The sequence below is a fragment of the Pseudomonas halotolerans genome, from assembly GCF_039581215.1.
In the GTDB taxonomy this organism is placed as follows: Bacteria; Pseudomonadota; Gammaproteobacteria; order Pseudomonadales; family Pseudomonadaceae; genus Aquipseudomonas; species Aquipseudomonas tehranensis.
On the sequence record NZ_JBCNTJ010000021.1, the window covers coordinates 13,570 to 37,725 of the forward strand.

Consider the following 24,156-nt stretch of genomic DNA (forward strand, 5'->3'; position numbering starts at 1 on the left):
GCCCGCTCCCACAGTGGATTTCGGTGGTACACAAAATATGTGGTCACCGAAGATCTACTGTGGGAGCGGGCTTGCTCGCGAAAAGGGCGCGACAGATTCAGAGCGTCTTGTTCGAAGCCGGATTGATCATCCGCGCCAACCCGAGGTTCTTCAGCGCCAGTTGCAAGGAGCTGTGGATCACCTGCGGGTTATCGATCGTCATCACTTCGGCCAACAACTCCTGGGCCTTGCTGAGGTTGATCTGACGCAGCATCCACTTCACTTTCGGCAGGTTGGTGGCGTTCATCGACAGGCTGTCAAAGCCCATCGCCATCAGCAGCACCGCCGCCGCCGGGTCCCCGGCCATTTCGCCGCAGATGCTCACCGGCTTGCCTTCGGCATGGGCGTCGCGGACCACGTTCTGCAGGGCTTGCAACACCGCCGGGTGCAGGTAATCGTACAGGTCGGCAACCCGCGGGTTGTTGCGGTCCACGGCTAGCAGATATTGAGTCAGGTCGTTAGAGCCCACCGACAGGAAGTCCACCTGCCGGGCCAGTTCCTTGGTCTGGTACACGGCTGCCGGAATTTCGATCATCACCCCGACTGGCGGCATCGGCACGTCGGTGCCTTCGTCGCGCACTTCGCCCCACGCCCGGTGGATCAGGTGCAAGGCCTCTTCCAGCTCATGGGTGCCGGAAATCATCGGCAACAGGATGCGCAGGTTATTCAGGCCTTCGCTGGCCTTGAGCATGGCGCGGGCCTGGACCAGGAAGATTTCCGGGTGGTCGAGTGTCACGCGTATCCCGCGCCAACCCAGGAAGGGGTTGTCTTCCTTGATGGGGAAGTAGGACAGGGATTTGTCCCCGCCGATGTCCAGGCTGCGCATGGTCACCGGTTGCGGATGGAAGGCGGCCAACTGTTCGCGATAGATCGCCAGCTGTTCCTTTTCGCTGGGGAAGCGCTGGTTGATCATGAAGGGCACTTCGGTGCGGTACAGGCCCACGCCTTCGGCGCCGCGCTTCTGCGCCCGGGCCACGTCGGCCAGCAGGCCGGTGTTGACCCACAGCGGCATGCGGTGGCCGTCGAGCGTCACGCAAGGTAAGTCCCGCAGCGCATCCAGGCCCAGGGACAGTTGCTTTTCTTCCTCCACCACATCGGCAAATTGTTTGCGCAGCAACTCGGTGGGGTTGGTGTAGACCTCGCCGTGGTAGCCATCGACGATCATCTGGATGCCGTCGACCTTTGAATACGGCAGGTCCACCACGCCCATGACCGTCGGAATGCCCATGGCGCGGGCCAGGATCGCGACGTGGGAGTTGCCCGAACCCAATACCGAGACCAGCCCCGCCAGCTTGCCTTCAGGCACTTCGCCGAGCATGGCCGGGGTCAGTTCTTCGCTGATCAGGATGGTGTTATCGGGGTAGACCAGGGTCTGCTGACGTTCCTGCTGCAAGTAGGCCAGCAGCCGGCGGCCGAGGTCCTTGACGTCGGAGGCGCGTTCGCGCAGGTAGGCGTCGTCCATCAGTTCGAAGCGGTTGACGTGGTCGGTCACCACCTGGCGCAACGCACCCTGGGCCCACTGACCGGTCTTGATGACCGTGGTCACCTCGCTGCCCAGGGAGGCGTCGTCGAGCATCATCAGGTAAACGTCGAACAGCGCGCGTTCTTCGGGGCGCAGCTGCGTTGCCAGTTTTGCCGACAGTGCGCGCATGTCGGCACGCACGCCCTCGATGGCTGTCTTGAACAGCCCCAATTCAGCGGTGATATCGCTGATGGTCTTGTCTGGCACTACGTCGAGGTCGGCGGGCGGCAACATGACCACCGCCGTACCCACCGCCGCGCCTGGAGAACCGGGCACGCCGACGAACTTGGCTTCCTGGATGCCCTTGCCCTGGCGACCCAGGCCGCTGATCGACCCGGTGGCTTCGGCGTGGGCGATAACCCCGGCCAACTGCGCGCTCATGGTCACAAGGAAGGCTTCTTCACCTTCGTCGAACTGGCGACGCTCCTTTTGCTGGATGACCAATACGCCGACGACACGGCGGTGGTGGATGATCGGCGCCCCGAGGAATGAGGCGTAGCGCTCTTCGCCAGTCTCGGCAAAATAGCGATAGCGCGGGTGACCCGCGGCGTTTTCGAGGTTCAGTGGTTCTTCGCGCGTGCCGACCAGACCGACCAGACCTTCATTGGGCGCCATGCTGACCTTGCCGATCGAGCGCTTGTTCAAGCCCTCGGTGGCCATCAGCACAAAACGGTTGGTCTCGGGGTCCAGCAGATAGACCGAGCAGACCTGGCTGCCCATGGCCTCTTTGACGCGCAATACAATAATCCCCAACGCCGCCTTGAGATCCTTGGCGGAGTTAACTTCCTGGACGATCTTGCGCAGCGTATTGAGCATGGCTCGGGGTCGAACTCCGTCGTCAGTCGCGCGTCAGCAGGCGCGGGGCAAGCTCTTTGAGGGCGCGTCGGTATACCTCGCGCTTGAATGTCACCACCTGGCCCAACGGATACCAATAACTGACCCAGCGCCAGCCATCGAACTCCGGTTTACCGGTCAAATCCATCCGCACCCGCTGCTCGTTGGAGATCAGGCGCAGGAGAAACCATTTTTGTTTCTGGCCGATGCACAGCGGTTGGCTGTGCGTTCTGACCAGGCGTTGCGGCAAACGATAGCGCAACCAGCCCCGCGTGCAGGCGAGTATTTCGACATCTTCTCGCTCAAGCCCCACTTCTTCGTTCAACTCGCGGTACAAGGCCTCTTCGGGCGTCTCCTGAGGGTTGATCCCACCCTGAGGAAACTGCCAGGCGTCTTGATTGATACGGCGAGCCCATAGCACCTGCCCTGCATCATTCGTAAGAATGATCCCCACATTGGGTCGGAAACCATCGGGATCGATCACGGCAACAACCTCGCAAACGCATGTCGCCGCATTGTTCCACAAAGGTTGTGAAAGCAGCAACGAGCCTTCCTACCTTATGTGCACTCTTGTGAAAAGTCCGTATTCTGGACGCCTTTCTTCAGATTCTTCAGCGAGTAACTGCAATGCGGCTGGCTTTATTCGACTTGGACAACACCTTGCTGGGCGGCGACAGTGACCATGCCTGGGGCGATTACCTGTGTGAACGCGGCTTCCTCGACGCCGTTACGTACAAGGCGCGTAATGATGAGTTCTATCAGGATTACCTGGCCGGCAAGCTCGACAACGCCGAGTACCTGAATTTTTGCCTGGAAATTCTTGGCCGTACAGAGATGGAAGTGCTGGCACAGTGGCATCGGGACTACATGCGCGATTGCATCGAACCGATTGTGTTGCCCCAGGCGATCGAGCTGTTGAGTCAACACCGTGACGCTGGCGACAAGCTGGTGATCATCACTGCCACCAATCGCTTCGTCACCGGACCGATTGCTGAGCGTCTGGGCGTCGAAACCCTGATCGCCACCGAGTGCGAAATGATCGACGGGCGCTACAGCGGGCGCAGTACGGATATCCCGTGCTTTCGCGAGGGCAAGGTGACCCGGCTGAACCGTTGGTTGGAAGAAACCGGGCATTCGCTGGAGGGCAGCTATTTTTATAGCGATTCGATGAACGATCTGGCGTTGCTGGAGGTGGTGACGCATCCGGTGGCGGTGGATCCGGACCCGAATCTTAAGGCCGAGGCCCAGAAGCGGGGTTGGCCGGTGATCAGTCTGCGCGGCTGAAATCGCTTTCGCGAGCAAGCCCGCTCCCACAGGATCTGTGTGTGACGCAAATGTCGCATGCACTGCAGAACCTTGTGGGAGCGGGCTTGCTCGCGAAAGGGCCGACGCGGTCCCAAGCTTTAAACCGGCTTGGCCCCCATCAACCCCGCAATGGCGATAAAGCAGACAACACTGAACAGCGCCAAGGCAAAGGTCAGTTTCCCGCTACCTCCCGGCGCCTTGCGCAGTTTGTTCAGCCGCACCAACAGCCAGAACCCCGCCAGCGCCGCCACGGTGTAGAGCACACTGGAAGCCAGCAACCAGGTCTGCCCCAGTGGCCAACCGACCTGATGCACCATCCACCACCCCGTGAACGGCAGGCTCGCCAACGCAAGGGCCATCACCAGCCAGACAAACACCCGCGGGCGTTGCAGTGTGCGCGCGGCCGCCGTGGCATCGCCGTTGCGGCGCGTCCTCCAGACCCAGATGGCCAGCCCCAGGGCACCCGCCAAGAGCAATACCGTGGCGACGACATGAGCGATCTTCAGCGCGGTTAACGTTTCCATCGTTGGATTTCCTTAAGTCTTGCTCAACAGCTTAGCCCCTGTGGCGAGGGAGCTTGCTCCCGCTTGAGTGCGAAGCGCTCACCGCTTTTTCTTGGGGCCGCTTCGCGACCCAGCGGGAGCAAGCTCCCTCGCCACAGGTCGTACTCGCGGAGTTCACCCCAAGAACAATTGGTACGCCGGGTTATCGCTTTCATCCCAGTACGGGTAGCCAATTTCTTCCAGGGCCGCCGGTACCAGATGACGTTCTTCGTGTGGTACTTGCAGTCCCGCCACCACACGACCATCCGCCGCACCATGGTTGCGGTAGTGGAACATTGAGATATTCCAGCGTCCGCCCAGCTTGTTGAGGAAGTTGAACAGCGCCCCCGGACGTTCCGGGAATTCGAAGCGCAGCACGACTTCGTCGATGACATGGGCCGCATGCCCGCCCACCATGTGGCGAATGTGCAGTTTGGCCAGCTCGTTGTCGGTCAGGTCCACCACCGGGAACCCTTGCTCGGTCAGACTGGCGATCAGCGCGCTGCGCGGGTCGTTTTCCGGGTGCGTTTGCACGCCCACGAAGATGTGCGCTTCGCTGCCTGTGTTGTAGCGATAGTTGAACTCGGTGATCTGGCGCTTGCCGACTGCTTCGCAGAAGGCCTTGAAGCTGCCTGGCTGCTCGGGAATGGTCACCGCGATGATCGCCTCGCGGCCTTCGCCCAACTCGGCGCGTTCGGCCACGTGACGCAGGCGGTCGAAGTTGACGTTGGCGCCGGAGTCGATGGCCACCAAGGTCTGCCCGCTGATGCCGCGCGACTCGACGTATTTCTTGATCCCTGCCACGCCCAAGGCGCCGGCGGGTTCGGTGATCGAACGGGTATCGTCGTAGATATCCTTGATGGCCGCGCAGATCTCGTCGGTACTGACGGTGATGACTTCATCCACGTAATGCTTGCAGATGTCGAACGTGTGCTGGCCGATCTGTGCCACGGCAACGCCATCGGCAAACAGCCCCACGGTCGGCAGCACCACCCGCTCTCCGGCAGCCATGGCGGCTTGCAGGCAATTGGAATCGTCCGGTTCGACGCCGATCACCTTGATCTCTGGCCGCAGATATTTCACGTAGGCCGCGATCCCGGCAATCAACCCTCCGCCGCCCACCGGGACGAAAATCGCATCCAGACGCCCCGGATGTTGGCGCAGGATCTCCATGGCCACCGTGCCCTGCCCGGCAATGGTGTGGGGATCGTCATAAGGATGAATGTAGACGTAGCCCTTTTCGTCGACCAGTTTCAGCGAATAGGCCAGCGCTTCGGGGAACGAATCGCCGTGCAGCACCACTTTGCCGCCGCGGGAACGCACGCCCTCGACTTTGATTTCCGGGGTGGTCTTGGGCATCACGATGGTGGCTTTGACGCCCAGTACCTTGGCCGCCAGGGCCAGGCCCTGGGCGTGATTGCCCGCCGAAGCCGTGACCACGCCGCGTGCGCGCTCTTCGTCGCTGAGCTGGGTCAGCTTGTTGTAGGCGCCGCGAATCTTGAACGAGAATACCGGCTGTAAGTCTTCGCGCTTGAGCCAGATGTTGTTGCCCAGCCGCTCGGAGAGCTGGCGGGCAGTCTGCAATGGGGTTTCCACGGCAACGTCGTAAACGCGCGAGGTGAGGATCTTTTTGACGTACTGTTCAAGCATCGGAAAGCATCACTGAGCGGGTTGGGCAGGGCCAAGGAGTCTAACCCGGCTTTTGGCTGGGCGACCACACGAATCCCAAGGTTTTGTTGGGTTATACTCGCGTCCCTCTTTACTCCCCGTCCGCTTTCGGAGCCCGCATGACCCAGGATCAACTCAAACAGGCCGTGGCCCAGGCCGCTGTCGACCTCATCCTCCCAAAACTGGATGACAAGAGCATCGTTGGGGTCGGCACCGGCTCGACGGCCAATTGCTTTATCGACGCACTGGCGCAGCACAAAGGCGCGTTCGACGGCGCGGTCGCCAGCTCCGAAGCCACCGCCGCGCGCCTGAAGGGCCACGGGATTCCGGTCTATGAGCTCAATACCGTGAACGATCTGGAGTTCTACATCGACGGCGCCGATGAAAGTGACGCGCACCTGAACCTGATCAAGGGCGGTGGCGCGGCCCTGACCCGCGAGAAGATTGTCGCGGCCGTGGCCAAGACCTTCATTTGCATCGCCGACGCCAGCAAACTGGTGCCAGTGCTCGGCGCGTTCCCACTGCCGGTGGAAGTCATCCCGATGGCCCGCAGCCATGTGGCCCGCCAACTGGTGAAACTGGGCGGCGACCCGGTGTATCGCGAAGGCGTGCTGACCGATAACGGCAACATTATCCTGGATGTCTATAACCTGCAGATCACCAACCCGGTGGAACTGGAAAGCCAGATCAATGCCATCGTCGGCGTAGTCACCAATGGCTTGTTCGCGGCTCGTCCGGCGGACGTGTTGTTGCTGGGTACTGCTGAAGGGGTGAAGACCCTGCGGGCTGAGTAAGCAGGTGGCATAACCTGCTCTTTGAGTGAAGCAGTCCCTGTGGGAGCGAGCCTGCTCGCGATAGCGGTCTACCCGACACATTCATGTTGGCTGATGCACCGCCATCGCGAGCAGGCTCGCTCCCACATTGGTTTTTTTGGTGGATCAAGGCTGCGGTTTCTTGAAGACGTAGAACAGGTTGGGCTCGCTGACCAGATAGAGGTTGCCATCGTCATCCATGGCAACGCCCTCGGCTTGAGGGACGGTTTTCTGTAGCCCTTGACGCCCCTTGCTCAACGACAGCGTGCTCAGCGGCCGGCCGTCGATATCCAGCTCGAGAATCAATCGCGACTCATCGGACAGCGCCAGTAAATGGCCGCTGCGCTCGTCGTATTGCAGGCTTGAAAGATCGCGGACGAACAGTCCGGCATCGCGCTTGGGGTTGTTGATCACATGGACGGCGTAGGATTTTTCCGGTTTGTGGTGGGGAAAGCCTCGCACTTCATAAATCAGCATCGGATCGCGCTCCTTGGCCACGAACAACCGTTTGCCCACTGAGTCGTAGGCCAAGCCTTCGAACCCTTTGTTGCCGTTCAGGTGCAGGCCAAGCGTCATTTGCTCTGCGTCGGCGGCGTCGAGGAATTGGGTGTCGTCGTCCAAGTGAATCTTGATCAGCCGCTGCTGACGTTCGTCAGTGATGACGTAAATGTCCTCGCTGATGAACTCCACCGCCTCCGGGTCGCCGAAGCCAATCAAGGCGATGCGCCTAAGGATCTTGCCGTCCAATGACAGCTCGATCAGTTCGGCATTCTTGTTGGTAACGGTAAAGAGGCTCTTGCGGATCGGGTCGTATGTCAGCGCCGAAACGTCATTGTCCAAGCCTTCGATCACCAGTGCCTCGACCGTAACCCGATACTGGTCCAGCGCAATGGCCTGCTCGCTGGTGGGCTGCCAGAGGGCGTTGAAATTGAACCAGGCGCGCTCGAACAGGCGCAGGTATTGAGCGGCGGTGATCAAAGCGATCAGCACGATGGTTATCAGCAGCAGGATCAAGGGCTTCGGGCGGGCAAGTCGACGCATGTGGGTGGGCTCGGATGAGGACAGGTGGTTGGAAATACCACGGCTGCCTGAACTGAAGCTTAATGGCCGGATGCCACACCCTACAGCGAAGGATGAATTGCCTTACAGAGTTGTGCTATCAGCGTTGTTTTTCGAAACGATAGAACAGGTTCGGCTCGCTGACCATGTACAGGTTGCCCGCCTCATCGAGGGCTACGCCTTCGGCACGGGGGATCGTGTCCTTGATGCCGTTGAAACCGCCCAGCAACGTCATGAAGCTGACCTGTTCCCCTGTATCGTCCAGCTCCAGCAACAGATGGGAGTCGGCTGACAACACCAGCGAGTGCCCCGTGCGCGGATCGATCGCCAGCGCCGAGAGGTTGCGCAGGTCCAGCTCATCGCTGGCATGGATCTGTTTGTCGCCCTTTAGCAGTTGGCTGCCGTCACTTTTCCAGGTGAACAACGCCGGTGGACGCTCCTCACCCAGGGCCAGTCGCTGGTTACGTGGATCCCAGGCGATGCCTTCGAAGCCCTTGTTCTGGTTCTTCGACGGGCCGAGATCGTAGTGGGGGAAGTCCGTGCTGTTCAGTTCGCGGGTATCGGCATCGACCTGGATGATCGACAACGTGTGTTTTCGCTCATCGGTAATGGCCAGCAGGCCATTCTCCATATAGGCCACGCCTTCAGGATTGCTCCAGCCCACCAACGGCATTTTGCGCAGCACATCCCCCTGCAGGGTCAGTTCCACCAGAAACGGGTGCTTACCCATGACCGCGAAGAGGGTTTTGGTCTGTGGGTTATAGGTCAGATCGGAAGCTTCATCCTCCTCCATACCTGGCAGGACCTTGGCATCAATCACGGCGTGGTAGTCCGGCAGCCAGATGCTTTCCTGACGCTGGGCAGGGGTCTCGAAGCGTTCCGATGCCCACAGCAGGCCCCGGTCATCCCAGTGCATGGCATACGCCAGCCAGTAAAAGGCCCCGGCCGCTATCAGCGACCAGGCATACCAGGGCAGCGCCAGGCGGGAGCGGCGGACGCGGTTGGAGGAGGGCTGTGCAAGGGGCGTGGCCATCAGGGGGCATTCCAGATAAGTCGGATTCGGAAAATGGCTGGCTCAGATGCCGCATTCCCTGGGATTATCCGGATGGGATGTGAAAAAACAGTAAAACCTAGGGCTCGGGAAAGCTGGATACCTGTGGGAGCGGGCTTGCTCGCGAAGGGGGCGTCAGATTCAACATCTATGCTGACTGTTATATCGCCTTCGCGAGCAAGCCCGCTCCCACATGATTTCTAGCGGGTCACAAAACCGAGTTAGCGAACGCTGCTTTCGAAACGGCTCGCGCCTGGCAATTCCAGTACCAGTTCATCCCCGACGTTCAACGGTCCCACGCCTGCTGGAGTGCCAGTGAGGATCACGTCGCCGGCCTGCAATGAGAAGCAGCCGGCCATGTATTGGATCATCGGCACGATGGGGTTGAGCATCAGGCTGCTGTTGCCGTCCTGGCGCACTTCACCGTTGATGGTCAGGCGAACCGGGATGTCGGTCAGGTCGGCAAAGGTGCCGCTGGACACGAAAGGTGCGAGCACCGCCGCGCCGTCGAAGGATTTGGCGACTTCCCAAGGCAAGCCCTTGGCCTTGAGCTCGGCTTGCTTGTCCCGCAGGGTCAGATCCAGGGCCGGGGCGAAGCCGGAGATGGCATCCAGCACTTCCTCGGCACTGGGCCGGGTCGACAGAGGTTTGCCGATCAGCACGGCAATTTCAGCTTCGTAATGCACTGCACCACGGTCGGCGGGGATGCTGAAACCGCCTTCCAGTGGCACCGCGCAGCTGCCGGGCTTGATGAACAGCAGGGGTTCGGTGGGGACCGGGTTGTCCAGTTCCTTGGCGTGTTCGGCGTAGTTACGGCCAATGCACACGATTTTTCCCACCGGGAAATGAATTCGGGTACCGTCGACATACTGGTGCTGATAGCTCATTACCGACTCCTGCTTCTGGGATTCATCAGGTATTTTTCGCGTTAAACCGCGAAAATCTTGCCCGGATTCATGATGCCGTTCGGGTCGAATACGGCCTTGACGGCCTTCATGTATTCGATTTCCACCGGCGAGCGACTGTAGGTCAGGTAGTCGCGCTTAGTCATGCCTACGCCGTGTTCGGCGGAGATCGAGCCGTTGTATTTCTCCACGGTTTCAAAGACCCATTTGTTCACGGTCGCGCACTTGGCAAAGAAATCGTCCTTGCTCAGGTTCTCTGGCTTGAGGATGTTCAAGTGCAAGTTGCCGTCGCCGATGTGACCAAACCAGACGATTTCGAAATCCGGGTAATGTTGACCGACGATAGTGTCGATGTCGCGCAAGAACCCGGGGACTTTCGAAACGGTGACCGAGATGTCGTTCTTGTACGGCGTCCAGTGGGAGATGGTTTCCGAGATGTACTCGCGCAACTTCCACAGGTTTTGCAGTTGGGTTTCGCTTTGGCTCATCACCCCGTCCAGCACCCAGCCCTGTTCTACGCAGTGTTCGAACGTTTCCAGGGCATGGTTGGCGACTTCATCGGTGGTGGCTTCGAACTCCAGCAGGGCGTAGAACGGGCACTCGGTTTCGAATGGCGCCGGTACGTCGCCCCGATCCAGAACCTTGGCCAGTGCCTTGTCGGAGAAAAATTCGAACGCCGTCAGGTCCAGCTTGCCTTGGAAGGCATGCAGAACGGGCATGATCGAGTCAAAATCGGCGGTGCCCAGGACCATGGCAGTGAGGTTCTTCGGGGCCCGGTCCAGGCGCATGGTGGCTTCGACCACGAACCCAAGGGTGCCTTCGGCGCCGATGAACAGCTGGCGAAGATCGTAGCCAGTGGCGTTCTTGATCAGGTCCTTGTTCAGTTCCAGCAGGTCACCTTTACCGGTGACGACTTTCATGCCGGCCACCCAGTTGCGGGTCATGCCGTAACGAATGACCTTGATTCCGCCGGCATTGGTGCCGATGTTGCCGCCAATTTGGCTGGATCCGGCTGAGGCGAAGTCCACTGGGTAGTACAGGCCGTGTTCTTCAGCCTTGTTCTGCAGTTGTTCAGTGACCACGCCTGGCTGACAGACAGCGGTGCGATCAGTGAGGTTCACGTCGAGAATCTGGTTCATGTAGTCGAATGACACGACCACTTCGCCGTTGGCCGCCACGGCAGCCGCGGAGAGCCCGGTACGCCCGCCCGATGGCACCAGCGCGACCTTATGCTCATTGGCCCAGCGGACAATGGCCTGAACCTGTTCGATGGTCTTGGGAAAGACGATGGCGCTCGGCGCCGGAGCGAAGTGCTTGGTCCAATCCTTGCCGTAAGCGTTCAGGGAGTCGGCGTCGGTCAAGACTTTGCCGGGCTCAACCAGGGTCTTCAGCTCATCTATCAGGGCAGGATGGGTCATCGACAGAACTCTCGAACAATTCATGGTCATCCTGAGAACGCTTCACGTCGCAGGAATGAGTGTTTAGCGGGGTGCGTATGCTAGCATACCGACCCCGCAGCGTAGTGCCCATTGGCTGTTCTGCGGCGACGGCTGTCATGCCGGTCGGAGCAGCATGCGCTGTCCGATTCCCTGCCATTTTTCTCCGGGACACAGGTTTACGCAGATGAGCAAGACTTCTCTCGATAAGAGCAAGATCAAGTTCCTTCTTCTCGAAGGCGTCCACCAATCGGCTGTCGACGTCCTCAAGTCGGCGGGTTACACCAGCATCGAGTACATCACCAGTTCTCTGCCGGAAGCCCTGCTCAAGGAAAAGATCGCCGATGCTCACTTCATCGGCATTCGCTCCCGTACCCAATTGACCGAAGAGATCTTCGACCACGCCAAGAAACTGGTCGCGGTCGGTTGCTTCTGCATCGGCACCAACCAGGTGGACCTCAATGCGGCGCGCGAGCGCGGTATCGCGGTGTTCAACGCGCCATACTCCAACACCCGCTCCGTGGCTGAACTGGTGCTGGCCGAAGCGATCCTGCTGCTGCGTGGCATCCCCGAGAAGAACGCTTCCTGCCACCGTGGCGGCTGGATCAAGAGCGCGGCCAACTCCTTTGAAATCCGTGGCAAGAAGCTGGGCATCGTCGGTTACGGCTCGATCGGCACGCAGTTGTCGGTGTTGGCTGAAGGCCTTGGCATGCAGGTGTTTTTCTACGACACCGTGACCAAGCTGCCGCTGGGCAATGCCACCCAGGTTAATGACCTGCACGAACTGCTGGGCATGTCCGACATTGTAACGCTGCACGTTCCGGAAACGGCCGCCACCCAGTGGATGATCGGCGAGAAGGAAATCCGTGCGATCAAGAAAGGCGGGATCCTGATCAACGCTGCCCGTGGCACCGTGGTCAAGCTCGATGCCCTGGCTGAAGCGATCAAGGACAAACACCTGATCGGCGCCGCTATCGATGTCTTCCCGGTGGAGCCGCGCTCCAACGACGAGATCTTCGAGAGCCCGCTGCGTGGCCTGGACAATGTGATCCTGACCCCGCACATTGGCGGTTCCACCGCTGAAGCCCAGGCCAACATCGGCCTGGAAGTGGCGGAAAAACTGGTCAAGTACAGCGACAACGGTACGTCGGTATCGTCGGTGAACTTCCCGGAAGTGGCCCTGCCGGCCCACCCTGGCAAGCATCGTCTGCTGCACATCCACGAAAACATCCCGGGTGTGATGAGCGAGATCAACAAGGTCTTCGCCGAAAACGGTATCAACATTTCCGGTCAGTTCCTGCAGACCAACGAGAAAGTCGGTTATGTCGTGATCGACGTCGATGCCGAATACTCCGACCTGGCGCAAGAGAAACTGCAGCACATCAATGGCACTATTCGTAGCCGGGTGTTGTTTTAAGAGCAGTGGCGAGTTGTTAGCTTCAAGCGGCAAGCTGAGGTTTGGCTTGCAATAAAAAACGGGAGCCCGGTCAGGGCTCCCGTTTTTTTTATTGCCTGACACAGCATCAGTTCTTGTGGGAGCGGGCTTGCTCGCGAAGGCGATGTGTCAGTCGATATATCCCTCACCGATACACCGCCTTCGCGAGCAAGCCCGCTCCCACAGGGGGGCGTGTTTATGGGTACCGTGTTATTTCACGTTTACCGTGATCTTCTTGGAAACGATGGTCGGATCGAACGGCATATGGCCGCTGTCGCCCAGTATCAGCTGCAAGGTGTGCTTGCCCGGTGCCAGTTTGATCGTAGCCTCGGTTTGCGCCTTACCGAAGTGCATGTGGTTGGCGTCGGTCGGAATTGGCGCACCCGCGGCAGGCAACTTGTCGACATCAATCAGCAAATGGTGATGACCTGTATTTTTCGTCACATCACCCGCCGGGGCCAGCGCGATGTCCTTGACGCCGAACTTGACCTTGAATTCCTGGCCGACGGTGGCACCGTCTTCCGGGGAAACGATGAACACCTCTGCACCCTTGGGAGCAGGGGTTGCGGCTGTCGCCAGCATCGAAGCTCCCAGCAACAGGCTGGCCAAGGCGGTGCGTGACATAAAGCTTTTCATTTTTTTCTCCAGTTTTTCATGAAATCCGCGAGATCATGACAACTTCATGACCATTCGTTGTCGAAGCCTGCAACAACCATAGCAAAGCGAGCCTGAAACGAGCGTCGCTTGTAACAATACAAAGGAGTGACCATGCGTTTTCTGCCTGGGCTGATCTGCCTGCTACCCCTCTTGAGCCCTCTGGCCCATGCCGAACTGATCGACGACGTCAACGACCGTGGCGAGTTGCGCATCGCTCTGGAAGCAAACACCCGCCCTTTCAACTTCAAGGAAGATGGCAAACTCACCGGCTTCGAGGTGGAGTTGGGTCAGATGCTGGCCGGTGAGCTGGATGTTCGCGCCGATTTTGTGGTCACCGATGCCGGGGATCTGCTGTCCGGCGTGGAAAGTGGCAAGTACGACGTTGCCATCAACCACATAGCAATGACCCCGGAACTGGCGGAACGTTTCGACACCAGCGCCGCTTACAGCAACGCGGATGCGCAACTGCTGGCGCGCAAGGATGACTTGCAACGCCCGATGGTCATGGCGCAGTCCTTCCAGCCGGAAGAAAAAAGCGGTCCGGCGCCGAGCCTGGTGATTCCGTTCCAGAAGGGCAACCCGGCGTTCAAGGCCAGCCTGGACAATGCCCTGGCGCGGATCAAGGACGATGGGCGATTGGAGCGGTTGTCGCAGAAGTGGTTGGGTCGTAGGAGCTGACGAGTGCAACGAGGCTGCGATCTTTCCACAGACACTTGAAGCTCAAGCGAAATATCAAAAGATCGCAGGCTTCGCCAGCTCCTACAGAGCCGAAGGGGAGCAAGCCCCTTCGCCCCAGGGTTCACCGCTCACCCTGTCCAAACAGGCCTGTCCTCAAGACTTGCGCCAGACGCTCGCCAGCCATGGCTGCTGCTCCCGCGGCAGCCCCGCAGGCCGATAGTAGTGCTCAAGCTCGACAAAACCTGCCTCGGTGAGCAGCGTGCGCCATCCCGCAAGGTCGTGATACGCGCCGAAACGCTGTCCGTTCCAGCCTTCCTGGTTTTGGCCCCGAGGGTTGGAACTGAACAGCACACCGCCGGGCTTGAGGGTGGCGTGCAATTGCTTGAGCACCCGAGGCAATTCCTGGACAGGGATATGGAACAGTACGGCGTTGGCGAAGATGCCATCGAAGCGTTCGATTGGCAGGTCGAGGTTCAAGAAGTCCTGCTGCCAGACTTCGCAGCCGCTGTCCTGGCGCGCCATTCGGGCAAATTCCGCTGAGCCGTCGAGGCCGACCGCGACATGGCCCATGCCAGTGAACGTTCGCAGGTCTCGTCCGGGGCCGCAGCCGAAGTCCAGGATGTGCAAGGGTGCTTGCCCCTGGATATGCCGCAGCAGCGCGTCGATGTTCTGGCTGACGTCGTGATCACGCGTGCCTTCGCGAAAACTCTCGGCGACCGCGTTGTAATGGCCCAGGGTCGTGGTGGTGATGGTCTGCAGGTCGTCGGGGGTGTGTTTCATGGTCGCTGGCTTGGGTTGGGGAGCTTGGTCGGACTATACCGCAAGCAGCCTGGCCGCTTCGCTGCCAATCACGACCAGGCTCTTGCGCATCGGATCGCTCAAGGATTTTTGCCGCGCGGTTCGGCAGCCATGAGCGCTTCTTTCGCCGGGTTTTTCAGATACGGGTTGGCGCAACCGATTTTCAACGTTCGCGGCGGCGCCCAGTGGGAGTTGTTGCCCACGCGGTCGAGGATGCAGTAGGTCACCTCCAGACGCAGGTCTTCCCCCGCCTCCAGGATGATGTGCGGCGGTACCCAGATATTGATCGGTAGGCCGACCTCACAAGGTTTGATACGGGGCAGGTCCATGCGCACATCGCCCCAGCGCAAGGTAATCGCATCGTCAGCAGCCATGTTCAGATAGGGCTCTATGGTCAGGGGGACGCCACGTTTGATCTGACTCGGATTCACGCCCTTGCGGCGGATAGCATCAGGGATTCGTACCGGCGCCAGGCCCTGGTTTTCATCACCGCTCAAGGCCGACGGCTGCCCTCCGGGACAATCCAGCTTGACCTGCACCCGTTGCGTTGCTGACAGTGCCGGGCCGCGCCCCACTTGCATCAGGCGATAATGGATGCGCGAGGTCCCATTGACGATGAAGCTCTCGGGGACCCGCAGCGTAACGCTATTTTGCACATCGGCCTGTGACAGCAGACGGGAGCCGACGTAGCAGTCGTCCCAGAACAGCTCGATCAGATCCCCCGCGTCCATGCCGGGGTAGGGAGCAATCGCCACTTGCAAGTGCGCAGCGCTGGTGATGTTGATGCTGGTACGCAGGACGTTGGCGAGGGTGGGCGCAGCCAGTTCAGGAATATTCGACGTACATGTCATGGTGTTCTCCTTGACGCTTTAAAATGAAGTCCGTTTCGGGGAAATCAAAGGCGCTTAATCATCGCGACATATTTTTATTGCGCAATATGGACCCTGTCTGCGGTTCATCGCGCAGAACTAAAATAGTTCGCATCGCCTGTGGGTCACTAGATAAGGGTTCAACAGTTTCAGTGTCAATAGAGGAACTTGCTTAATAATTAATTGTATAGGGCTTCAGAAATGTCCTACGCGTTCAAGTTAAGAATGCGCGGCGTCACGCACCTTTTTCCTCGGTTCATTCGTTTGGAAGGGGCGTGGTAAAAAGCCTGCTAAATAGCTTGGCTCAAAGGGAAGTATTGCCAGAGATATGTATATATCGCAGATCAACGGGCGTGCTAACTAAACTGAAAGTTTCAGTTTGTTGCGTTGGCGTGTGAGTTGTTCCACTTCCATCCTTGGAAGTAGGGGCAATATAAATAACTTACTGGTTGCCGTGTCCGGCCGAGAGGAACTTGCTGAGGAACTGTCGAGTGCGTTCTTCCCGGGGGGCTGCAAACAAGGCCTTGGCTTCGCCTTGTTCGACGATCACGCCTTTGTCGAAAAACACCACGCGGTTCGCCACGTCCCGGGCGAAGCCCATTTCGTGAGTCACAATGACCATGGTGCGCTTTTCTTCCGCCAGGCCGCGAATCGTCGCCAGCACCTCGCCCACCAGTTCCGGGTCCAGGGCCGAGGTCGGCTCGTCGAACAGAATCACCTCGGGCTCCATCGCCAGCGCCCTGGCAATCGCCACGCGCTGTTGCTGGCCACCGGAAAGACGCCGTGGATAGGCGTCCTCCTTGCCCGCCAGCCCGACCTTGGCCAGCAGCCTGCGGCCCAAGGCTTCAGCGTCGGCACGTGGGGTCTTCTTCACCACCAGCGGGCCTTCGATGACGTTCTCCAGCGCCGTGCGATGGGGGAACAGATTGAAGTTCTGGAACACAAAACCCACTTGCTGGCGCAAACGACGCACCAGGTTCTGCTGCTGGTTCAGCGGGCGACTGCCATCGATTTCGATGTCGCCGACCTTGATCCGGCCACTGCTGGGTTCTTCAAGGAAGTTCAGGCAGCGCAGGAAGGTGGTTTTGCCCGAACCGCTGGGGCCGATGATCGCCACCACTTCGCCTTCTTTGATCTCAAGGTCGATGCCGTTGAGTACCACCTGTCCCTTGAACTGCTTTGTCAGTTTTTCCACGACGATCATGGGTCAGGACTCCTGGTCATGTCGATTGACCCGGGCTTCCAGGACGTTCTGCAGGTGCGCCAGCACGCTGGCCAGAATCCAGTAGATCAGCGCGGCGGCAAGATACATGGTGAAGATTTCGAAAGTACGGGCAGTGATCAACTGCGCCTGACGGAACAGCTCCGGCACCTGGATGGTCGCCGCCAGTGCGGTGTCCTTGACCAGGGAAATGAAGCTGTTGCCCAAAGGTGGCAAGGCCGTTCGCGCCGCTTGCGGCAGGATGGCCCGGCGCAGGGTCTGGGCGCGGGTCATGCCGATACTGGCCGCTGCTTCCCACTGGCCGCGCTCGATGGAGCTGATGGCCGCGCGCAGGATTTCACACGCATAGGCCGCCATGTTCAGCGAGAAACCGATCAGCGCCGCCGGCAATGGATCCAGCTCAACACCCAGTTGGGGCAGCCCGTAATAGATCACGAACAGTTGCACCAGCAGCGGCGTGCCGCGAAAGAACGACACGTAGATGCGAGCGATCCAGCTCACCAGCTTGAAGCGCGACAGGCGCATCAACGCCAGGCCGAAGCCCAGCAACAAGCCGAAGAACATGCCGCCCAAACTGAGGATGACCGTGTAATACGCGCCCTTGAGCAAGAAGGGCGCGGAGTCCAGCGCGAGTTGAAAAGCCTCTTCCATTATTGAGTGACGTCAGCGTTGAAGTACTTCTGCGAGATTTTCGCCAGGGTGCCGTCGGCCCGCAGTTTGTCGATGGCCTTGTTGATTGCGTCCAGCAGCTCAGGCTCGCCTTTGCGCAGGGCGATACCGGCCTCCTGGCGGGAGAACGGCTCGCCGGCAACGGCGGTGTCCTTGGCTTTGGCGGTCAGCTCCAGAGCAGCCAGCCGGTCTACCAGAATGGCGTCGATGCGACCTACACGCAGGTCCTGGTATTTGGTCGGATCATCGTCGTAGGTGCGGATAATTGCCTTTGGCTGGTTTTCCTTGAGCCATTGCTCATAGTTGGTGCCCAGGCCAACGCCGACTTTCTTGCCGGCCAGGTCATCGGCGGTCTTGATGGCGTCTTTGTTCTTGGTCAGAACCAGCGCCTGGATGCCGGAAACTGTGTAGGGCTGGGAGAAGTCGTACTTCTTTTTGCGCTCCTCGGAGATGGTGACCTGATTGATCACCGCGTCCAAACGCTTGGATTCCAGCGCGGCGAGAATGCCGTCCCACTTGGTCGGTTGCAGTTTGACCTTCACGCCCAGCTCCTTGGCCAGGGCTTCGGAAAATTCCACTTCGAAACCGGCCAGCTTGCCATCGGCGTCCACGAAACTGAACGGTGGGTAAGTGCCTTCCAGGCCGACGTTGATCACGCCCGCGTCCTTGATCTTTTGCAGTTGCTCACCGGCTACTGCCTGCCCCAGCAGACCGGCGCTCAATGCCAGGCCCAGCGAACCCACCAACAGGTTGCGACGTAATGCGGAAAAATTCATGACAAGCCCCTGTGTTTTTTTATGGAGACGTTATTTCGGATGAGAGAAGGCGTCGCCGCGATTAAAAAGATTGCCCATCCTGCCTTAAAGCAGCCTGTGCGTCTCGCGGCAAATACGCCGGTGGCAAGACTATAAGACGGCTTTTATAGATTGGAAAACAATATTAAATCTCCCACTTATTCAACCATGGAATGAATGTTTCTGTGGGAGCGGGCTTGCTCGCGAAGGTTAACTGTCAGTCACCAAACATTGGACGCGCCGACGCTTTCGCGAGCAAGCCCGCTCCCACACAAAACGCTTCACCTAAGCCTGGAGCGCCGCATCATAGGCAAACAACGCCGGGGCGCCGCCGGTATGCAGGAAGATGATCGGGCCCTCGTCGAAGCGATCGCGACCAATACCGTCGAGCAGGCCGGCCATCGCCTTGCCGGTGTAGACCGGATCGAGCAACAGACCCTCCAGGCTCGCCAGCAATTTGACTGCCGCCAGCGTACCGGCATTGGGTTCGCCATAACGGGGGCCGAAATATTCGTCCCACAGGTTCACCTTGAAGGCCTCTGGAAGGGACACATCAAGCAGTAGGGCGGTGCGTTCGGCCAAGCCCTGGACCTTGGGGCGCTGGTCTTCTTCGCTGCGTGAGACCGTTATGCCAATCACGGGAAGTTGCGGCAGCGTTTCACTGAGCGCCAGCGTCAGGCCGCTGTGAGTCCCGGCGCTGCCGGAGGCCAGCACCACGGCGGCGAAATTCAGGCCGGTGTCCTTGATTTGTTCGGCCAGTTCCAGCCCGGCGCGCACATACCCTAGCGCGCCCAGAGCGTTTGATCCGCCAATCGGTACCAGGTACGGCTTCTTCCCATTGCTGCGCAGACGCGCGGCGAGGGCCTGCAATTGCTCGTCGGCGTTATCCAGGTTTTCGACCAATTCGACCTTGGCGTCGAACAGCTCCAGTAGCAGCCGGTTGCCGTTGCTCAGGTAGTTGCTGTCTTCGGTGCCAATGGGATTTTCCAGCAGGGCCACACAACCCAGGCCCAACTTTGCCGCCAGGGCGGCAGTCTGGCGCACGTGATTGGACTGGATCGCACCGGCGGTAATGAGGGTGTCGGCGCCTTGGGTCTGAGCGTCGGCGACCAGGTATTCCAGTTTGCGCAGCTTGTTGCCGCCCAACGCCAGCGGGGTCAGGTCGTCGCGCTTGATATAGATGTCGCGACCGAGCCAGGCAGAGAGGCGGTCGAGTTTTTCCAGGGGCGTCGGATGGCCGAGCAGGTCGAGACGGTTAAAGCGCGCCAGTTGTTGTTTGATCATGAGGTCGTACTGGTTGCCGGAAATCCATGGACTATAGGCACGCTGATATTGATGGGCAACCGCCAATCGTTTTGTTTGGACGTAAATCGGCAGGGTAGGACTCCCGATTGCTGGACAATGAAGATCCTGTGGGAGCGGGCTTGCTCGCGAAGGCGGACTTCCAATCTACATTGATGTGAATGTTACGGCCTCTTCGCGAGCAAGCCCGCTCCCACAGGGGGCATGTTCCCTAGGACATATACATTAGACACTGAACGAATGCTCTTCAGGCAGCGTCATAGCCTCCCAGACCAGCGTAGGAAAATTACCGGCCAGCCCTGGGATTAGTCCTTAGCTACCTATTCATGTTTAACTTGAACGTTCATTCAAGTTAAACCGTCGGTTTGCTGCCCGCTCACAACAGGAGGCTTGCCTTTGCCGAGTCCGTTCGCAATTTTCACGATTTCGCTTTCCGGGGACCCTCGCTCATGAGTGCCTCGTCCTCTCCACCCAGCGGCCTGGTCCGCATGAATCCGCCGGTTTTTTACTTTGCCGCGACCTTCATTCTGCTGTTCGGCCTGGTGGTCATCGCCGTGCCGGAGCAGGCCGGCGCCTGGCTGCTGGCGGCGCAGAACTGGGCGGCCAATACGGTCGGCTGGTATTACATGTTGGCGATGACCCTGTATCTGGTCTTCGTGGTGGTCACCGCCTTGTCCGGCTACGGCAAGATCAAGCTCGGTGCCGACCACGACGAGCCCGAATTCAGTTACCTGTCTTGGGCCGGCATGCTGTTTGCTGCCGGGATCAGCATCACGCTGTTTTTTTTCTGTGTCTCCGAACCGCTGACCCATCTGGTTCAGCCACCGCAAGGCGAAGCTGGTACCGCAGATGCCGCGCGCCAAGCCATGCAGATCCTGTTTCTGCACTGGGGCCTGCACGGCTGGGGCGTGTTTGCTTTCGTCGGCATGGCCCTGGCGTACTTTGCCTACCGGCACAATTTGCCGTTGGCCCTGCGTTCAGCGCTGTACCCGCTGATCGGTAAACGTATTAACGGCACCATCGGCTACGCGGTGGACGGCTTCGGCATCATCGCGACCGTGTTCGGCCTCGGCGCGGACATGGGGTTTGGGGTGCTGCATCTCAATTCCGGGCTCGATTATCTGTTCGGCATCGCCCACACCCAGTGGATTCAGGTCGGCCTGATCGTACTGATGATGGGCGCGGCAATCATTGTGGCTGTGGCCGGTGTCGATAAAGGCGTGCGGGTCATGTCCGACATCAACATGCTGCTGGCCTGCGCGTTGCTGCTGTTTGTGCTGTTTGCCGGGCCTACCCAGCATTTGCTCAACACGTTGATCCAGAACATCGGCGATTATCTCGGCGCCCTGCCGATGAAGAGTTTTGACGTGTACGCCTACAACGAGCCCAGCGACTGGCTGGGCGGCTGGACGGTGTTCTACTGGGCCTGGTGGATCGCATGGTCGCCGTTTGTGGGGCTGTTCATTGCGCGAATTTCCCGTGGGCGCACTATCCGCGAGTTTGTGTTTGGCGTGTTGCTGATTCCCCTTGGCTTCACCCTGGCGTGGATGTCGATCTTTGGTAACAGCGCCATTGACCAAGTGTTGAACCACGGCATGAGTGCCTTGGGTATGTCCGCCCTGGAAAACCCCTCGATGAGCCTTTATTTGCTGCTGGAAACCTATCCATGGAGCAAGACCGTCATCGCGGTGACCGTGTTTATCAGTTTTGTGTTCTTTGTTACGTCAGCCGACTCCGGCACGGTGGTGCTTTCGACGTTGTCGGCCAAGGGCGGCAGCCCTGATGAAGACGGGCCCAAATGGCTGCGGGTATTCTGGGGGGCGATGACCGCCCTGGTGACCAGTGCATTGCTGTTCTCCGGCAGCATCGATGCCTTGAAGTCGGCAGTGGTGCTGACGTCTTTGCCGTTCTCGCTGATTCTGCTGTTGATGATGTGGGGCCTGCACAAGGCGTTTTACCTTGAGTCCCAGAAGCAGATTGCGCAGTTGCATTCGCTGGCGCCGGTGTCGGCTTCTCGACGGGGTACGGGCGGCTGGCGGCAGCGCTTGAGTCAGGCGGTGCATTTCCCGTCTCGCGACGAGGTGTACCGTTTTCTCGACACCACGGTACGCCCGGCCATCGAAGAGGTGAAAGCGGTGTTCGCCGAGAAAGGCCTGACCGTGGTGACTCAGCCCGACCCGGCCAACGACAGCGTCAGCCTGGAGATCGGCCACGGCGAGCAGCATCCGTTCATCTACCAGGTGCAGATGCGTGGCTACTTCACGCCGTCCTTCGCCCGCGGCGGCATGGGCTCCAAGGAACTCAATAACCGCCGTTACTACCGCGCTGAAGTGCACCTGAGCGAAGGCAGCCAGGATTACGATCTGGTGGGCTACACCAAGGAGCAGGTCATCAACGACATCCTCGATCAGTACGAGCGGCACATGCAGTTCCTGCACCTGGTGCGCTGATTGGGCTGAACCTCAGACCAGGCCGCCGTTGGCACGCAGAATTTGCCCATTCACCCAGCCGGCGGCCGGGCTGACCAGGAAGGATATGATGCTGGCGATGTCCTCCGGCTGGCCGAGGCGTTCCAGGGGCGGCATTTTGGCGAAGTTCTGGATCTGTTCTTCGCTTTTGCCATGCAGGAACAGTTCGGTAGCGACCGGGCCGGGCGCCACGGCGTTGACCGTGATCTGGCGGCCGCGCAGTTCCTTGGCGAACACCTGCGTGAGTGATTCGACGGCGGCCTTGCTGGCGATGTACACCGAATAGCCGGGCAGGTTCAGGCCAACGGTGCTGCTGGAAAAATTCACGATCCGGCCACCGTCGTTCAGACGGGTTGCGGCTTCGCGCAGGGTGTTGAAGGTGCCGCGGGTGTTGATGGCGAACGTCTGGTCGAACAGCTCGTCACTGTGCTGGGCCAAGGGCATCACTTGGAGGGTGCCAGCGTTATTGATCAGCACATCCACCTTGCCCAGTTGCGCTTCGGTCTCGTCGAACATCCGGCGGACGTCGACGGCAGAGGACACATCTGCCTTGATCGCTATGGCCTGGTGACCGGCCTGGCGCAATTGCACCACCAGCTTCGAGGCCTCGGCTGCGCTGTTGGCGAAGTTAATGGCGACGGCATAACCATCGCGGGCCAGTTGCTTGGCGATTTCGGCGCCGATGCCGCGGGAGGCGCCGGTTACGATGGCAACTTTGGTGGTTTGCGGGGACATGACAGGGCTCCTTTGGAAGTGGATGAAGCCAGATTCACATGTTTACTGTCGGTGATAAATGCCCGAAGGCTGCCTTGACTGTTCAGTAATCACAAACAATACGGGCAGGAAGACGCCTCTTCCATGGGCCGACGTGTCGACCAACTGCGGTAGATCACCTGCACTGGCAAGCCCGTTCCCATGCCGGACAGGCGAACTTTTGGCCTGACGGATGCGTCTGTGAGGTGTTAGCTTGCCCTTTGTACCAGCCACCCGAACAGAGAGTCTTTGGATGACCTATACCGCTGCTGAAAACCGCTACGAGTCCATTCCTTACCGCCGTGTCGGTCGCAGCGGGTTGGTGCTGCCGGCGCTGTCGTTGGGTTTGTGGCACAACTTCGGCGACAGCACGCCGATCGACACACAGCGCTCCCTGCTGCGTACGGCGTTTGATCTGGGTATCAATCACTTCGATCTGGCAAACAACTACGGCCCGCCCTACGGCAGCGCCGAGATCAATTTTGGCCGCTTGCTGCGCGAAGACTTCAAACAGTACCGCGATGAGTTGATCATCTCCAGCAAGGCCGGTTGGGACATGTGGCCCGGTCCTTACGGCCAGGGTGGTGGTTCGCGCAAGTACGTGTTGGCCAGCCTGGACCAGAGCCTGCAGCGCTTGGGCCTGGACTATGTGGATATCTTCTATTCCCACCGCTTCGACCCCGACACCCCGTTGGAAGAAACCGCCAGCGCGCTGGCCACGGCCGTGCAGCAGGGCAAGGCGTTGTACATTGGCATCTCTTCGTATTCCGGCGTGAAGACTCGGGAAATGGCTGCGCTACTCAAAGAGTGGAAGGTCCCACTGCTGATCCACCAACCGGCCTACAACCTGCTCAATCGCTGGGTGGAGAAGGACCTGCTGGACGCCACCGATGAACTGGGCGCGGGTGTGATTGCCTTTACGCCGTTGGCCCAGGGCCTGCTGACTGACAAGTACCTCAAGGGCATTCCGGCCGATGCCCGGGTCAATCGCCCGGGTGGCGGTTCGTTGCAGGCCTCGCACCTGTCGCAGGAGAACATCGCCCATGTGCGCGCCCTCAATGAGATTGCCCAGCGACGCGGCCAAAGCCTGGCGCAAATGGCCCTGGCCTGGACCCTGCGTGACGCACGGGTAACTTCAGCGCTGATCGGCGCCAGTCGGCCGGAGCAGATTATCGAGAACGTCGGGGCGTTGAAGAACCTGAGTTTCAGCGCTGAAGAACTGGCGCAGATCGATCGGTTTGCCCAAGAGGGTGGGATCAATCTGTGGGAGAAACCTTCGTCGGCGGAGTAGTTACTTTTGCCAAGCAGCCGATCCGCCAGAAATGGCCGGCTGTACAC

General features: G+C 59.5%; 22 protein-coding genes. 6 read left to right on the top strand and 16 right to left on the bottom strand.

Annotation, left to right across the window (positions count from 1 at the left end; all coding sequences use genetic code 11):
• Positions 1-97: 97 nt before the first annotated feature.
• Both ptsP and AAIS01_RS23130 read right to left on the bottom strand, forming a co-directional pair.
• A complete protein-coding gene (ptsP, locus tag AAIS01_RS23125; RefSeq protein WP_343470870.1) occupies positions 98-2,377 on the bottom strand; it encodes a phosphoenolpyruvate--protein phosphotransferase in 2,280 nt (759 codons plus the stop codon).
• Between the two features lie 22 nt (positions 2,378-2,399).
• A complete protein-coding gene (locus AAIS01_RS23130) occupies positions 2,400-2,879 on the bottom strand; it encodes an RNA pyrophosphohydrolase (protein WP_003186867.1) in 480 nt (159 codons plus the stop codon).
• Between the two features lie 143 nt (positions 2,880-3,022).
• Here AAIS01_RS23130 and AAIS01_RS23135 point away from each other — a divergent pair, with 143 nt between their 5' ends.
• A complete protein-coding gene (locus AAIS01_RS23135) occupies positions 3,023-3,679 on the top strand; it encodes a histidinol-phosphatase (RefSeq protein WP_343470871.1) in 657 nt (218 codons plus the stop codon).
• Between the two features lie 119 nt (positions 3,680-3,798).
• Here the strand turns inward: AAIS01_RS23135 and AAIS01_RS23140 are convergent, their stop codons facing one another.
• Complete coding sequence (locus AAIS01_RS23140) at positions 3,799-4,224, bottom strand: DUF2269 family protein (RefSeq protein ID WP_343470872.1); 426 nt, start codon at positions 4,222-4,224, stop codon at positions 3,799-3,801.
• Positions 4,225-4,377: 153 nt separating this feature from the next.
• Positions 4,378-5,892 (bottom strand): threonine ammonia-lyase, biosynthetic, encoded by a 1,515-nt coding sequence (gene ilvA, locus AAIS01_RS23145; protein WP_214912663.1) that lies wholly within the window; start codon positions 5,890-5,892, stop codon positions 4,378-4,380.
• 137 nt (positions 5,893-6,029) lie between these two features.
• Between ilvA and rpiA the strand changes: the two genes are divergently transcribed.
• Positions 6,030-6,704, top strand: a complete 675-nt coding sequence (gene rpiA, locus AAIS01_RS23150) for a ribose-5-phosphate isomerase RpiA (protein ID WP_343470873.1) — start codon at positions 6,030-6,032, stop codon at positions 6,702-6,704.
• Positions 6,705-6,848: 144 nt separating this feature from the next.
• Here rpiA and AAIS01_RS23155 read toward each other — a convergent pair whose 3' ends face one another.
• The 4 genes from AAIS01_RS23155 to AAIS01_RS23170 form a co-directional block, all read right to left on the bottom strand.
• Complete coding sequence (locus AAIS01_RS23155) at positions 6,849-7,763, bottom strand: SdiA-regulated domain-containing protein (protein ID WP_343470874.1); 915 nt, start codon at positions 7,761-7,763, stop codon at positions 6,849-6,851.
• Between the two features lie 118 nt (positions 7,764-7,881).
• A complete protein-coding gene (locus tag AAIS01_RS23160; protein ID WP_343470875.1) occupies positions 7,882-8,814 on the bottom strand; it encodes an SdiA-regulated domain-containing protein in 933 nt (310 codons plus the stop codon).
• Positions 8,815-9,053: 239 nt separating this feature from the next.
• Entirely contained in the window at positions 9,054-9,719 is a 666-nt protein-coding gene (locus AAIS01_RS23165; protein ID WP_047226821.1) for a fumarylacetoacetate hydrolase family protein, read from the bottom strand.
• A 41-nt stretch (positions 9,720-9,760) separates the two neighbouring features.
• Positions 9,761-11,155, bottom strand: a complete 1,395-nt coding sequence (locus AAIS01_RS23170) for an FAD-binding oxidoreductase (RefSeq protein WP_343470876.1) — start codon at positions 11,153-11,155, stop codon at positions 9,761-9,763.
• A 205-nt stretch (positions 11,156-11,360) separates the two neighbouring features.
• On the opposite strand from AAIS01_RS23170, the gene serA reads away from it, so the two are divergent.
• The gene (gene serA, locus AAIS01_RS23175) at positions 11,361-12,590 is read left to right on the top strand and encodes a phosphoglycerate dehydrogenase (protein WP_343470877.1); all 1,230 of its coding nucleotides are present in this window, start codon (positions 11,361-11,363) and stop codon (positions 12,588-12,590) included.
• 228 nt (positions 12,591-12,818) lie between these two features.
• Here the strand turns inward: serA and AAIS01_RS23180 are convergent, their stop codons facing one another.
• Positions 12,819-13,244: a DUF4399 domain-containing protein gene (locus tag AAIS01_RS23180; RefSeq protein WP_343470878.1), complete on the bottom strand. Its 426-nt coding sequence runs from the start codon at positions 13,242-13,244 to the stop codon at positions 12,819-12,821.
• 132 nt (positions 13,245-13,376) lie between these two features.
• Between AAIS01_RS23180 and AAIS01_RS23185 the strand changes: the two genes are divergently transcribed.
• Positions 13,377-13,943: a transporter substrate-binding domain-containing protein gene (locus AAIS01_RS23185; RefSeq protein ID WP_343470879.1), complete on the top strand. Its 567-nt coding sequence runs from the start codon at positions 13,377-13,379 to the stop codon at positions 13,941-13,943.
• A gap of 153 nt (positions 13,944-14,096) precedes the next feature.
• Here AAIS01_RS23185 and AAIS01_RS23190 read toward each other — a convergent pair whose 3' ends face one another.
• The 6 genes from AAIS01_RS23190 to AAIS01_RS23215 all read right to left on the bottom strand — a co-directional run bounded on the left by AAIS01_RS23190 (position 14,097) and on the right by AAIS01_RS23215 (position 19,579).
• On the bottom strand, positions 14,097-14,723 hold the full coding sequence (locus tag AAIS01_RS23190) for a class I SAM-dependent methyltransferase (RefSeq protein ID WP_343470880.1): 627 nt from the start codon (positions 14,721-14,723) through the stop codon (positions 14,097-14,099).
• 98 nt (positions 14,724-14,821) lie between these two features.
• Positions 14,822-15,592, bottom strand: a complete 771-nt coding sequence (locus tag AAIS01_RS23195; protein WP_343470881.1) for a hypothetical protein — start codon at positions 15,590-15,592, stop codon at positions 14,822-14,824.
• A 460-nt stretch (positions 15,593-16,052) separates the two neighbouring features.
• Positions 16,053-16,814, bottom strand: coding sequence for an L-cystine ABC transporter ATP-binding protein TcyN (gene tcyN, locus AAIS01_RS23200; protein WP_343470882.1), 762 nt, complete (start codon positions 16,812-16,814; stop codon positions 16,053-16,055).
• A gap of 3 nt (positions 16,815-16,817) precedes the next feature.
• Complete coding sequence (tcyL, locus tag AAIS01_RS23205) at positions 16,818-17,483, bottom strand: cystine ABC transporter permease (protein WP_092402038.1); 666 nt, start codon at positions 17,481-17,483, stop codon at positions 16,818-16,820.
• Positions 17,483-18,277 carry a cystine ABC transporter substrate-binding protein gene (gene tcyJ, locus AAIS01_RS23210; RefSeq protein ID WP_047226834.1) on the bottom strand — a complete coding sequence of 265 codons (795 nt, stop codon included), beginning with the start codon at positions 18,275-18,277 and terminating at the stop codon, positions 17,483-17,485. Before tcyJ ends, tcyL begins: the two co-directional genes overlap by 1 nt.
• A 303-nt stretch (positions 18,278-18,580) precedes the next feature.
• Positions 18,581-19,579 carry a D-cysteine desulfhydrase gene (locus tag AAIS01_RS23215; RefSeq protein ID WP_343470883.1) on the bottom strand — a complete coding sequence of 333 codons (999 nt, stop codon included), beginning with the start codon at positions 19,577-19,579 and terminating at the stop codon, positions 18,581-18,583.
• Between the two features lie 506 nt (positions 19,580-20,085).
• On the opposite strand from AAIS01_RS23215, the gene betT reads away from it, so the two are divergent.
• A complete protein-coding gene (gene betT, locus AAIS01_RS23220) occupies positions 20,086-22,047 on the top strand; it encodes a choline transporter BetT (protein WP_343470945.1) in 1,962 nt (653 codons plus the stop codon).
• A 12-nt stretch (positions 22,048-22,059) separates the two neighbouring features.
• Here betT and AAIS01_RS23225 read toward each other — a convergent pair whose 3' ends face one another.
• Positions 22,060-22,800, bottom strand: a complete 741-nt coding sequence (locus AAIS01_RS23225; RefSeq protein WP_343470884.1) for an SDR family oxidoreductase — start codon at positions 22,798-22,800, stop codon at positions 22,060-22,062.
• 271 nt (positions 22,801-23,071) lie between these two features.
• On the opposite strand from AAIS01_RS23225, the gene mgrA reads away from it, so the two are divergent.
• A complete protein-coding gene (gene mgrA / locus AAIS01_RS23230; RefSeq protein WP_343470885.1) occupies positions 23,072-24,109 on the top strand; it encodes an L-glyceraldehyde 3-phosphate reductase in 1,038 nt (345 codons plus the stop codon).
• Positions 24,110-24,156 lie beyond the last annotated feature (47 nt).